The sequence below is a fragment of the Exiguobacterium sp. GL_137 genome, from assembly GCF_057834585.1.
The window spans coordinates 1-12,366 of the sequence record NZ_JBYQMM010000002.1 but is presented as its reverse complement, the minus strand read 5'-3'; the positions used below and the strand labels follow the sequence as shown (position 1 = coordinate 12,366).

General features: G+C 38.2%; 13 protein-coding genes. All 13 read right to left on the bottom strand.

Translation table 11 applies throughout. The annotated features are described in order from the left end of the window. Positions 1 to 48 precede the first annotated feature (48 nt). Positions 49 to 747 carry a hypothetical protein gene (locus AC3IRK_RS15795; RefSeq protein ID WP_489170784.1) on the bottom strand — a complete coding sequence of 233 codons (699 nt, stop codon included), beginning with the start codon at positions 745 to 747 and terminating at the stop codon, positions 49 to 51. A gap of 621 nt (positions 748 to 1,368) precedes the next feature. Further along, on the bottom strand, positions 1,369 to 1,917 hold the full coding sequence (locus AC3IRK_RS15790) for a hypothetical protein (protein ID WP_489170783.1): 549 nt from the start codon (positions 1,915 to 1,917) through the stop codon (positions 1,369 to 1,371). A gap of 372 nt (positions 1,918 to 2,289) precedes the next feature. Further along, positions 2,290 to 3,027, bottom strand: coding sequence for a JAB domain-containing protein (locus AC3IRK_RS15785; RefSeq protein WP_489170782.1), 738 nt, complete (start codon positions 3,025 to 3,027; stop codon positions 2,290 to 2,292). A gap of 490 nt (positions 3,028 to 3,517) precedes the next feature. Continuing rightward, positions 3,518 to 4,318 carry a hypothetical protein gene (locus AC3IRK_RS15780; RefSeq protein WP_489170781.1) on the bottom strand — a complete coding sequence of 267 codons (801 nt, stop codon included), beginning with the start codon at positions 4,316 to 4,318 and terminating at the stop codon, positions 3,518 to 3,520. A 366-nt stretch (positions 4,319 to 4,684) separates the two neighbouring features. Further along, positions 4,685 to 4,918 carry a hypothetical protein gene (locus AC3IRK_RS15775; protein WP_489170780.1) on the bottom strand — a complete coding sequence of 78 codons (234 nt, stop codon included), beginning with the start codon at positions 4,916 to 4,918 and terminating at the stop codon, positions 4,685 to 4,687. 16 nt (positions 4,919 to 4,934) lie between these two features. Next, on the bottom strand, positions 4,935 to 5,447 hold the full coding sequence (locus AC3IRK_RS15770; RefSeq protein ID WP_489170779.1) for a hypothetical protein: 513 nt from the start codon (positions 5,445 to 5,447) through the stop codon (positions 4,935 to 4,937). Further along, positions 5,444 to 5,956 (bottom strand): hypothetical protein, encoded by a 513-nt coding sequence (locus AC3IRK_RS15765; protein ID WP_489170778.1) that lies wholly within the window; start codon positions 5,954 to 5,956, stop codon positions 5,444 to 5,446. Before AC3IRK_RS15765 ends, AC3IRK_RS15770 begins: the two co-directional genes overlap by 4 nt. Positions 5,957 to 5,986: 30 nt before the next feature. Beyond that, positions 5,987 to 6,229, bottom strand: coding sequence for a hypothetical protein (locus AC3IRK_RS15760; protein WP_489170777.1), 243 nt, complete (start codon positions 6,227 to 6,229; stop codon positions 5,987 to 5,989). A gap of 16 nt (positions 6,230 to 6,245) precedes the next feature. After that, on the bottom strand, positions 6,246 to 6,746 hold the full coding sequence (locus tag AC3IRK_RS15755) for a hypothetical protein (RefSeq protein ID WP_489170776.1): 501 nt from the start codon (positions 6,744 to 6,746) through the stop codon (positions 6,246 to 6,248). A 96-nt stretch (positions 6,747 to 6,842) separates the two neighbouring features. Beyond that, entirely contained in the window at positions 6,843 to 7,946 is a 1,104-nt protein-coding gene (locus tag AC3IRK_RS15750) for a DUF262 domain-containing protein (protein ID WP_489170775.1), read from the bottom strand. Positions 7,947 to 8,108: 162 nt separating this feature from the next. Next, entirely contained in the window at positions 8,109 to 9,890 is a 1,782-nt protein-coding gene (locus AC3IRK_RS15745; protein WP_489170774.1) for an ArdC family protein, read from the bottom strand. A gap of 71 nt (positions 9,891 to 9,961) precedes the next feature. Further along, positions 9,962 to 10,201, bottom strand: a complete 240-nt coding sequence (locus AC3IRK_RS15740) for a hypothetical protein (protein WP_489170773.1) — start codon at positions 10,199 to 10,201, stop codon at positions 9,962 to 9,964. Continuing rightward, a complete protein-coding gene (locus tag AC3IRK_RS15735) occupies positions 10,201 to 12,366 on the bottom strand; it encodes a type IA DNA topoisomerase (RefSeq protein WP_489170772.1) in 2,166 nt (721 codons plus the stop codon). The genes AC3IRK_RS15740 and AC3IRK_RS15735 overlap by 1 nt, the downstream gene beginning before the upstream one ends.

Below are 12,366 nucleotides of genomic sequence, written 5' to 3'. Positions count from 1 at the left end.
AAATCGAGTGCTGCCATGACGACGATCTTCCCCAAAAAACAACCCTACTCAAATTGAGTAAGGCTGTTTTCCGTAACAAACGAAGTATGCTCTTTCGACAGATTCTTTTGTATTCGGGTTAGTAACGTTCATCATTCCCATTCTCATGAACAAAGTTTCAAAGGCTTCTTCGTTTAGCCCGATTGTTTCTCCTTCTTTATCCGATGAAGCAAACAACAAATTTCCGTACAATGTAACGTCTCGATTAGTGACGAGTGAAACGTCTTCTCTTTTTAAAATCGTTGTGAAAAATTCTGAACGATGGAGACCTCTTAACAAAAATTCATCATCGTGCCACACATCAAGTTCACCGACAATTCCACCTAAACAAGCGAACGTTGTATCAGGGAACAATGTTTTCAACGTTTCGTAAGAATCATCGAACTCAATGATTTCAAAGACACCGGAACTATGATTGATGACGGCTAAGTTCAGTTCGTCATACGCATTGAATGTATCTTCATTGTAAACTTCTTCATTTGTTTCTCCGTCGTAGTAACCTTGTACATCGAATCCATTCAAGAAACGGTAAGCGTCGAGATAGGCTTCAAAATGGTATTCTTCAACTCTTAATTCAGGTGAAACTTTCAAAGCCACGATAACGTCTTCTGAACGACTGATGATGCTCGTTTCGTCTCCCCCACAATGATTTAGTAAGTATTCACCGATTTCTAAGTAAGGTACGAGTAGGATGTTTGTTTTTTTCATTTTGGTTTCCTCCATTTTTTTCGTCCCTTCGGACAGCTTGCCCGAAAGGGTGAATTTTTGCCGTTTTGACACGTAGAACGAGACACCCTTTGCAAGAGAGTCGTCAAGGGTTTCAGCAGTCCATTTATTTCTCGTCCATGTCCTTTTATGGACGGTTCAGAAAAAAATTGCTGCCCCTTGACGGGGAACGCCCCGACGAGATGAAAACAGGGAAAAGAAGCGAAGCAGATGCTTACCCTGTTTGAATCCGTTCGGGGTCAAAGAGGTGTATCGTCCGAAGGGAAAAACGGAAAAAATGACCTTCGCATCCGGTTCACCGGATGCTTCCTCGCTTGCTCTAGCAAGCCCACGAACTTGTCTTGAAGGGATTTTATCTCGAACGCTCCGAATGACCCGTTAAGAAGCGAACAGGAACGTACAGACTGACATATCTCTGATATGTAGAGGATCTGGCCACAACACGTTTCATCGTTGTGCTTGTCCTCGTCAGGCTGTCGTTATCGGGCGTTTCAGGGGCGTTGCGGTGGATTGTAGTCTCTTGGCTTGTCAAAGCCTTAGAGACTGCTCCATGAGCCATAAATCGTTTTCTCCAACAAAAAAAGCCCTCCCGTTTGGAAGGACTTAATCATGATGAATGACTTTGACAAAACGTTTCTGAAAATGCTCGATTTCTAGTCGCTTTAAAAAATGGAATATATCGTATTCATCACTTGGAAAAACGAGAACATTTCCGAAAATCGCGAATTGCTGTACTCGATATTTTTTTAATTCACTATCTTGTTCTTCTCGAAAGATTAGCGATGGAAAACGATATGCACCTGTATTTTTAGATTGAGATTCATAATAAAAGTTTAGCTGGGATCTTCGAAGTCGAATCGTTGAATATTTTTTAGGAAGTAGTGCTGCTAAAACTTCATTCATGTCATCGTATAAAATCAGTTGCATGGAAGAGGATGTGATCAAGATGCAGATTTGTTGAGCAGTATTTATTTTCAATAATTCAAAAGCACTTTTGATACTATCAACATCTTGAACCGAAAGAATATTGGAATCGTTTGTTTGAAGAATTTGAACATATCCTGTTCTTAGTGATAGATAGGTTTGATTTGGTCGATAATTTTTCAAAAAAGCTAGATGACCAGGAATAAGATGTACGTCTGTTAATTTCATAGCACTTCTCTTTCTGTGACATATGGATGGTAGTTTGAAAAAATCCAAAAAAAAGACTCACCGTAGTCCGCATTGTTAAGAGGCGTGGCGAGTTCATGTAATTACAAAATATCATTTGTCTATTCATGCAGTCAACGGAATTTTGAAGACGACTCTTTTGACTTTGCTTTTTGATTTTATCGGGTACTTTTTTTCTTTAGAAAAAGAGTACCCGTTCTTTCATACAGGTCTTTGATTCGTGACAAACGAATGAAAGACCATCCTCTTTTGTCGTTTCTCGATGAAACGACCACTTCCAATCTAAAAGGTTCGGCACTCAAGAGCCGAACCTCACCATGCGTAAAGAAAAAAGACAAGGTGGATCACCTCGTCTTAAACGTATCCTTTCTGACGCAAGCTATTAAAGTTCGGATTATTGAAAGCAAGGATGATGTGGTCAAGGAAACTGATTCCCATGAGTTTGCAACATTCTTTTAATCGCTCTGTCACTTCAACATCTTGAGCGCTTTCTTGAAGGTCGCCACTTGGGTGTTGATGGAAAATCATTACAGAACTAGCATTATTTAGGATACAAGATTTTAGGACTTCCCTCGGGTGTACGATGGAAGAATTAAGGCTACCGACTGACGTTTGGTGGATGCCGATGACATGATTTTTAGTGTTCATCATGAGTACCAACAAGCACTCTCTGTCATCGTCTCGAATCAGTGGCGATACGATGTTGACGGCTACATCAGGCGATGTAATCGCAATGGAAGGAACGTGGCATCTTAAATCTGCTACTTCCTGTCTGATTCGGACTGTTTGGTGGATGACTTTAAGTGTAGATTGCGAACCCCACTTCTCGTAGATTTCATTGAAGTGAATTGGTTTTGCAATTTCAAATCCTAGTCCTGTATGTTCAATTACTTCAATGACTATTTCAAATGATTCGAGATTAATTTCTTTCCCACAATAGTCCGAAACGCTTTCTTTGATTCGGTCTGTCGCTTCATTTATGAGACGTTCGCGTGTCACTTGTTGTTCCTGCTTAAAGTGAAGGTTACAAGAAAATTCAACCTCAAAAAATTCCACTGATACTCGGTATTGTTGCTTTTCGATTAAGTACATTTACACCATTCCCTTCATTATTGACGGAAAGCCGAAATTGACTGTTCCGATTGACGAAAACGAAACGAACGGCAATGAGATTTTTCAAGAGTGAGCATAGCGAAAACTTCAAAAAAAAGCTTTAGAGTACGAAGGGAAACGGTTCGGATCGAACCAACGGGAACAACGAAGTGTGACAGGTTCGAGAAGAAACGTGACTCCCGTAGTACGTCTTTTTTTTGAATGGCTCTTGAAAAATCTCATAGTGAGTTAAAGTCGAGGAAATCGGAACAGGCCACCGGAACATTGCGATTACCGTTTCCTTGTTCTTTCAATCCACTTTCTTTCGTACTCCAGTACGAAGAAAGTTTCTTTGCTCTAAGACGATTCTCGATGAATCGTCCTTCTCATAAAAGAATGAGTCTCGTCTTTGACAGACTCATTCAACCGTTCGTAAAAGAAAAAAGAGCAAGATCAAGAGTGTACTTAACTCTTGTCCTTGCTCCTTTTTTCACTCTCTCTCGTCTACAATGTTACTTATCACTTGAGAATCTATTAAAACAAATTCAGGTGATAGAGCAACGTCAAACAAGTCATTAATCGAAGAAGTGAGATTTAAAATGGCTTGTTGATTGTATTCTAATTCGCTACCGGTCAACACATGAACTAAATCCCCGTCCATTTCAGCACGAATGAACAATTTATCTAACAGTGGCGTGATGAATTTGTGTTTCAAATCTAAAGCCATCGGCATATCGTAACTGAAAAACAATCCATGTTTTTCAACGATTGGAACGACTTTGATTTTGAATTCTTTTTGGAACAAATCCCAAAATTCTTCATCATCACTCAAGTCGTAGCCTTTTGCTTCCCATGCTTTTTCTCCCTCTTCTGAATAGAAACAGTATCCTTCTTCGTCCACTTCATCATCCCATGATTCACTATGGACGAACATCGTAAATTCTCCATCTTCCGTCACAAATTCCTGAAACATCGGACTCCACGCATTGACTTCCCATGACAACTCCATCATGTATTCTTCAACGGCACATTCATTAGAAAAAGTAAGAACTTTTTTAGTGTCGAGGTGATGGACTTCAAATTTAGGTTTTACCACTTTCACTTCAATCGAGTCGCCACACTTATAGCAAGTTGGTTGTTCATCCCAAGGTTGAAACTCAAAAATTCTAACGCTTATCCCCTTTTGAGTTTCATCGTAACAGCCGGAACAGTATGCAATTTCATCGACCACATAGCCCGTCGGTAGTAATGGTGAATCCTGAATGTCTTTTTGTTGGATTGGTTGGTTCATTGAAATCAATCTCCTTGTAAGGTCAATTATCCGAAAAGCCCCATAAGGACTGTTCCGATTGACGACAACAAAACGAGCGTAAATGAGGAAATGCAAGAGTGAGCGTAGCGAAAACTTCAAAAAAAGCTTTAGAGTAGGACAGGACAGATTCTTTTCGGGCAACAGGAGCAATGAAATGCGACAGACCGAAAAGAAACAGGACTGGCATACGTCTTTTTTTGAATGGCTCTTGCATGAACGAATAGCGAGTTACAGTTGAGGAAATCGGAACGAGATCCCCGAACGCAAAAACAGCAGCCACTATGAAGCGGACTGCTGCCTTATTTTAATCAATTCAATTTCTTGTACTATTTAGACTTACTGACATCACTTTTCGCCTTCAAATTCTAGTTCATCTAATTTCATTCGGTAAATAAAGTGTTGAATGAAATAAAGGAAAAGTGTCACTACTGTAACAACAATCCGACAAGCCACCAGTGCAATGTTTTCCATCGTTTCACCTATCTGTACAAAAACAATTGCACCAAAACCAATACAAGCCAATACTCTTACATAATAAATTATAGTCAACGCTCTTTTTGTTTTCAAATATTCATTCAACTTGTTTTGTTCTCCTTCACTTGTTCCCTATTAAATTACTTGGTTTTAATAAAGCGATCTCTTGCTCGACCGTCTTCTCAATCGGTCGCTCAAATCCGTTGTAAATACCCCTGTGAACGTTATGAATGATTTTTTGGACGGATGGGTTTTTCAAGTCAAAACCTTCCTCATTGAACCAATATTCTAAGTCTCGGATCAATTGATTGATCCGTAGACTTAACTCATTTAATTGCACGATGGATTCCTTTACTTTACTATGCTCCGATGTGCTGATCCATTTCACTTCATGGATCGGCATATCCGAAAACATCAATAAATCGCGGGTTATCCGGTTTGGTATTTCTTCTTTGTCTTTGTCTTTACTTTTGAAACATCCATATTCGGCAAGACTTAAAAAGTTTGGCAAGTGCTTCATCCAGTGCAAAGAAAGTGTATCAATTTTCAACAATTCCTTTTCGGTATTCATGAATACCTCATTTTTCTCTTTACCCGTTTCATGTAACAATCCAAAGAGATATAAGTGGTTCACTCTCTCATTCTCCCTTCCATTTTAATTAAGTTGGTATTTTTTTTTCTCGATTCACTTTTCTTTTTTTCTATCCATGATTGAACAACAAAGAACATTAAACCGACAGATGTTAGATTCAACAAGATAAATGGCAAAGCATTTACGATATAGTTGACCAACAGTGTAAATTTCATCGTTACGATTGCATCCTCAACATAACGGTCAACATCTTGACGATACGTTTGCAGACCTAATTCCGTCACCTGATTATCTGTTTCGTCTAAGTCATGAAGATATTCCGTAAAATCCGTTTCCCATGCTTCTCTTTCGAATAGTGTAACCATCCTTGCTTCTTCCTTATTTACTATCTTATCATCCATTATTTTTTTGAAGTTCATACCTTGTTCTTTAAGTTCACTTACCGATTTTTGATAATCACTTTCAGGACTTTCGATTATTCCCGTTAAATATACGTTCAAGCCGACAGTACAAAGTACAATAGTCAGAAGTAAAATCCAGTATTTATTCATAGTGATTCCCTCTTTCAAAAATCTAATTTATTAAAGATTGTACTTGTCTTCCAATGCTTCGATCTTGTTACGGTATTTAGCTGTTTGGATAAAGTAAATAGTCAGGGTTACGATTATCAATACAATTCTAGTAACAGTTAACATTGTGCCTCGCATGTAATCTTCTGAAACTAAAAGTAGCATACCAAAAATAGTAATCATCACCATTAGAACGACGTAATACTTGACTGTCAGCTTGTCCTTTTTCTTAATAAATTCCTTCAATTCATTCATGGCACGTTTTCCCCTTTTATTGTTCTACTGGTAAATCGTTATGCTGCCTTTTCATTTCTTCTGATTTTCGAATTTCTCGTCTTAAAAATATGAATATAATTATTACTATATTAAGAGCAATATAAGAGAAAAAAGTAGCAAACTTGATCCATTTCAAATTTTTCATTTCGTCATGTTCATAACGTTTTACACTGGATAAGTATGATTCCTTTTGTAATGGTGTTATCTTTTCTGCATTTGACATTTCTTCAATGTACCAATAAATTCTTTCTTCATTTGTAACATTTTCCAAAACATTTCCTCTTCGATTATTGTCAAACTGTTTTACAACAAATTTTGCTTCTTTTTCATCGACTATATCATCTTCAAGTATGCTTTGATATTCCGATACTTTTTGTTGGATTTCAGGTTTTTTTTCATCTTGTAGTTCTAAGATTGTTGAAAAACCATAATACAAAAGTACAAAGACGCTTAACAGAATGACTCTTTTAACCATGACCTTTAATTGTTTATACAATTCAACCACTCCTTCAATCCCTTGATTTTTTGAGGATATTTTAAAAGGAGGGCTACACCCTCCTTTGCATTCTTTTATCATTTGCTCTAAAAAAATTTAGAGAATCATGTCGTCTTCGGGAGCATTCTCTTGATAATGGAGAAGGTATGCGTTCAGATGACGAAGCATTTCTTTCATCCGGCCGTCTGCTTTAAAGCGATCAGTCGTACCTTTTCCAGTGTATTCAACATAGTTCGTAGCGAGTGATACATGACCGACTGGAACTTCCTCTTTCTTCGCAAATTCTGCTTTGAATCGTGTCATCCATTGACGGAACTCATACACTGTCATGTGCTTATCAATGGCTTCAATTGCTGAAATGACCACCATCGGGAAGTGAACCTTTTTCAAGAGCACTTTTTCTTTCTCTTCGACAGCCTTGAAAAGATATTCGATTCCATCCTTTACTCGTTCGAACAAAAATTCTTTATTGTCTTTGTCATCTTTAAATGTCGTACCGTATTCAGCAATGACTTTCTCACTGACATTTTTGTAGTCGAAAGATTCGTCCATCATCATCATGGCTTGTTGAATTGCAGTAACGTGTTTATCACCACTGATTTGAGTTTTCGAGAAGGCTGCAAATTCGGTTACTAGTGGATGTGCTGCTAATTCATCAAATTTCTTAGCCCAACCAATACCCATTTTAGCTTTTGATTTTTGTTGTTGCGTCAATGCCTTTCCGTTGTTCATTCGGAAGAACAGGTCTTCAATTTCTTCTTCCTTAGCGATAGCCCCATCAATCGTATAGATAGTAACCATTCGGGATAAAATCATATCTCGAACATCCTCACTCAATTCACTAAATACTTTTCCTTCGACTTCATGTTCCTGATATTCGACTACAATTTCAGGTGTCATTGCATGTAATTTCCATTCGTCATTGATGAAAGAGAACAGTGTGGTCAAACGTTGTTTCCCGTCTAAAATATAACGGACAGGTACTTTTTCTTCTTGACCTTCAACTTCTTCAATTTGAGATTCTGCATAGACCGGAGGAATCGGATAACTGCATCCTGCCGAATGGATTAAGTATGATTGTTGAAGCAAATCCCATTGTCCGCCTGCCCGTTGAATCGGATGATCGAACCGGACTGTTCCCTTCTCTGCCATCTTTTTTAATTGTTTGATTGACCATGCGTTATTTTTCATTTCTAACATAAGTAATCTCTCCTTTATCGTATGAATACAAGTGACGTATCAATTAACTTTCTATAATTATTATATCATTTTGATTTGAATAAAACAACAATAAACACAAATAAATAAATAAAAATGATATAAATATACAACAAAAAAAGAAGGGTTTCCCCTTCCCTTTAATCATCTTTCATGCGTCAATTCATTTCCGGTATTTTTCTTGACCGGAGATTCCTTCGTTTGAAGATCCTTGACTTCCATTTCATTTAAACTTTCTTTTAATTTCTTCCCTGATAACACATGACCTTTTTTCTCGGCTTCATCTTGAAGGTCATCAATCGTTTTCAGGCTTGGATTTCTCAAAACCGTCCACCCAATCTTGATTCCTGCATCAACGCTCAAAGTAACATTTTTCTGTGAGTGATGCCCGATATAACTCGCCACCTGTTTATTCACTTCGGAGTTCACTTCCGAAAGCGTGGACTCTAGTTCACGCTTTAATTCACTCTTCTTCATCATTTGAGAATAAATCGTACTCTCATGCAAGGCTTGAGCCATGCTGGATCGACGAACAAATTCTTCTGCTTTTGAGGAGTCGTCAAATTCTTTTGAAATGACCTTCGGTTGCTCGGTTTGTACGTCTTTCCCTGCCGATGATTGAACAACAAAAATTCCTTCTTTGACTTGAGCAACTTCATATGTGCTTTCAATTCTATCAAATGATTGATAGCTTCTTAACTGCCCTTGCTCCTGTTCAACATTCAATATTGCTAATTTCCCGTTTTCCTTATGAAGTTCACTCAACGGCTCTATCATGTTCCGGTTGGTTCGGATATACCATGACTCACTCTTTTCTCCATATTCCAACGTTCCACTCATGACATAGCCATGTTCTTTATTAATGAGTTGCAACGATGTTTGAGACTCGGATTTATAAGAGACGGGATTTTCTAACGTTTCTTTTTTCAGTCCGATTTCATCCATCAGATAAGATTTCGTTTCTTCATATTCTGATTTTAAGTTCTTACTTGCTTCTTGAATTTTATCTCGTTGAAGTGTATTGATCTCTTCGATCATTTCAGCAGCCACTTCTTGAATTTCTTTAATCGCTTGCAACGCCAACTTTGGATCTTTTGACCATTCTAAGATGTAACCTTCTGAAATATCGCCTGTATCTTGACCAAAATAATTGTTGACCACATAAGTGACAGATTCGGCTTGTGCTTCTTTATGATTTTTCGATAGTGTAGCCATTGGAGAATCGACATGATGTAATTTTGCATGAGCATATTCGTGAACAAGGACTCGGAATTTCATCGAATCATTTTCATTCGTATCTATCCCAATCGCAATCCGATGGTCGTTACGTGAGTAGTAACCTCCTGCCCCTTCTGCATGGCCAGTCATAAGTTCTTCTTGAACAGGTAGACGATTGTCGTTTAAATATTTCTTGAAATCATGGTACAACTTTGAAATTTCATCGCTATCCTGCAATGAACGACTGACGACGGATTGAGGTGTGACGATTGGCTTACCATCAGTCTGACTAATATCGAAAACGGAAACGGCTCGGAAACCGACGATGCGTTGTACCTCTTTTGTTTGGCTCTCACCATTCGGCTTTTTAATCGGTTCACCAGTCTGTTTACTATGTTCCTCTTCATTAAATTTCTTCGTGACTGGAGCGAGGATTTTCAGCCCTGTTTCCCCCTTGACGACATTCCGACCTAACTTTTGCCATTCCTTATAGCCCATAATCATTTGTGCGCCCGGCTTTTGATTTGCAATCAATAGTAGATTACGAGACGAATAGTTCGGAACTTTACTCATGATCTTCAAAAACTCTTGATAGTTGACGTTATTCGCTCGTTCTTCAAAGAGTTTCGTGATATTTTCTTCTAACATTTTGTTCGCATCATCTATCGTCAATTGGTTTACATTCTTCGGTTTCGTTTTAGTCGCCATGTAACTACCTCCTAATATTCTTCGTGCTGCCGTTTTGATCGTTCCGACTTTCTAAAGTCGGTCGGTCAAACTTATTTCGAAAGGTAAAGCCGTTCTAATTTCCCTTTGGAATCCCGATATAGTCCGATTAATTCATAGTCCTCAAGCTCACCGTATACATATTGAATTGCTTCAAAAGTAATTGAACCTTCCGGCTTATCACGCTCATCAAAGATACGAACCTCCATCCCTTCGAACTGGATGTTTTCAATCTTATCGAAATCCGTTTCCACATTTTCAATTGCTTCGTTTTCTTCATAGTGTCGAATCATTATTTTTTCGCCTTCTTTTCTTGGAATTTATAATGCAGTCTGAATGGTTCACTTTCACTTGCTCGTTTCATCAAGAGTTTGGCATCAAAAGTCTTTGTTTTATCCTTATTCGCGAATCCTTTAATTAAGTCGCTTTCACCTTTTTCAAGAATTTTTTTCATTTGTGTCGGACTGACTTTTTTATGCCCTTGAATTTTAGGGAAAGTTTGTTTACACCCATTCTTAAAATTAGAGCATCCGTAGAACGCTTTATGTTCTCGAATAAGTCCACCCTGACAGTTCGGACATTTGGAAACAGAATCGACCTCCTGCTGCTTAACAACAAAAGAAGAAACATCCGATTCGCTAACCAGTTTGGGAACTTCCACAATCATATGCTCGATGAACTCATTGATCTTAGATAAAAACATGGTTTGTTTTGGTTCGCCTTTTCCAATCTTTTTTAAGACTCTCTCCCACCCTGCCGTCATTTTCGGACTGGCTAAGAGTGTGCCTGTAACAACCTTCGAAAGAATTTCTCCTTTCGGTGTGCAATAGACTAAGTTTTTATCAACATTGATATATTCTTTCTTCTTCAATGTTTCAATGATATTCGACCTCGTTGCTTCTGTACCGATTCCCTCCGTCTCTTTCAAAATGGCTTTATCTTCATCCTCTTCTTGATTACCTGCATTTTTCATCAACGGAATTAAATCACCCTCTGTAAATCGTTTAGGTGGTGTTGTTTTCCCCTCTTTCATCACTCCTTTCAAAATGACTGGATCACCTTGTTTCATCAATGGTAGGACGGTTTCTTTACTCTTCTTTTTTGTATCATCCTTAGCAAACAAGACTTTCCAACCTTCATCCACTTCGACTTTTCCTGACGTTTTAAAAACTATGTCATCTACATGGATTTCAATATTAGTTTTGGCATAAATCGCATCCTTACAGAACATACTTACGGTATTCTTGATTACCTCTATATATATATTTTGCTCGTCCTTCGTTAAGGAATCGAGCGTCTTTTTTGTTGCCTTTTCTTTTGTTGGAACAATAGCGTAGTGTTCTTGTACCTTGCTTGCGTCTACATAGCCCTTTCTAGGCTCTTTAAAGGCTATTGGAAGGCTTTGACCTAGCAAGTCTTCATAATGCTCTAAATTAGCCAAGAGATAGGAAAATTCGTTTTCAGTAATGTACGGTGTATCTGTTCTCGGATAGGTGAGAAGTTTCTTCTCGTATAATCCTTGCACGATTTCTAATGTTCGTTGTGGACTGTACTTCCATAACTTGTTTGCTTTCACTTGAATACCTGACATCGTGTACAATTTCGGTGCTGATTCTTTTTCTTGCTTTTCTTCAAGTTTCGTAATGGTCGTGTCAACTTTCGCTAAATTTTTACTTTTGATTATTTTTTCGATTTCCTCTTTCGAGTCCGATTTTACCGACGTTTTCATTTGGAAGTTGCCATTGGTATGTTCGGCTAATCCGTTTAGTTCAAAAAATGGTTTTGATACAAATTGACGGATCTTCTCTTCTTGTTCATAAACCATGTAAAGAGTGGGTGTCTGAACTCTGCCTACCGAAAACGTTCCTTGCATCCCTTTTTCTTTTAAAAATATCGTATACAATTTCGTCAAGTTCATTCCCACAAGCCAATCCGAAAACTGTCTCGTCTGTGCTTCAAGATACATCGGATAGTAGTCATTTCCATCACGAAGATTCTTGAACCCTTCTCTTACTGCATCTTCTTCTAACGAATTAATCCATAATCGTTTCATTGTTTTATTCGTCGCATTAGCTTGCTTCAAGATGCTCCAAGCAATATTTTCTCCCTCACGATCACAGTCCGTTGCGATAATGACTTCATCCACTTCACGTAGCAGCGTCTCGATAACTCCGAACTGTTCTTCTTTCCCCTTCGCCACCTCGAACTTAAATTCTTTTGGACTGATTGGAAAAGAAGCTAGAGCTTCTTTGTTCCAATCTCCCCATTCTTTTTGGTATCGAGAAGGTTCAACCAGTTCCACTAAATGACCGATTCCCCAACTAAGATACGCTCCATTCGGAAAAAATGTGTTTGATCGAAACTCGATATACCCTTGTTTGCGTGTGAAAGATCCGATAGCTTCTGCATATTTCATCGCTTGTTTTGGCTTTTCTGCTAAAATCAATGGTTTTCCCAT

What these genes read in the sequence shown, in the direction of transcription:
- AC3IRK_RS15795 (WP_489170784.1), bottom strand. Translation starts at nt 747, where the DNA reads ATGAAAAAAACAAACATCCTACTCGTACCTTACTTAGAAATCGGTGAA.
- AC3IRK_RS15790 (WP_489170783.1), bottom strand. Translation starts at nt 1,917, where the DNA reads ATGAAATTAACAGACGTACATCTTATTCCTGGTCATCTAGCTTTTTTG.
- AC3IRK_RS15785 (WP_489170782.1), bottom strand. Translation starts at nt 3,027, where the DNA reads ATGTACTTAATCGAAAAGCAACAATACCGAGTATCAGTGGAATTTTTT.
- AC3IRK_RS15780 (WP_489170781.1), bottom strand. Translation starts at nt 4,318, where the DNA reads ATGAACCAACCAATCCAACAAAAAGACATTCAGGATTCACCATTACTA.
- AC3IRK_RS15765 (WP_489170778.1), bottom strand. Translation starts at nt 5,956, where the DNA reads ATGAATAAATACTGGATTTTACTTCTGACTATTGTACTTTGTACTGTC.
- AC3IRK_RS15760 (WP_489170777.1), bottom strand. Translation starts at nt 6,229, where the DNA reads ATGAATGAATTGAAGGAATTTATTAAGAAAAAGGACAAGCTGACAGTC.
- AC3IRK_RS15750 (WP_489170775.1), bottom strand. Translation starts at nt 7,946, where the DNA reads ATGTTAGAAATGAAAAATAACGCATGGTCAATCAAACAATTAAAAAAG.
- AC3IRK_RS15745 (WP_489170774.1), bottom strand. Translation starts at nt 9,890, where the DNA reads ATGGCGACTAAAACGAAACCGAAGAATGTAAACCAATTGACGATAGAT.
- AC3IRK_RS15740 (WP_489170773.1), bottom strand. Translation starts at nt 10,201, where the DNA reads ATGATTCGACACTATGAAGAAAACGAAGCAATTGAAAATGTGGAAACG.
- AC3IRK_RS15735 (WP_489170772.1), bottom strand. Translation starts at nt 12,366, where the DNA reads ATGGGAAAACCATTGATTTTAGCAGAAAAGCCAAAACAAGCGATGAAA.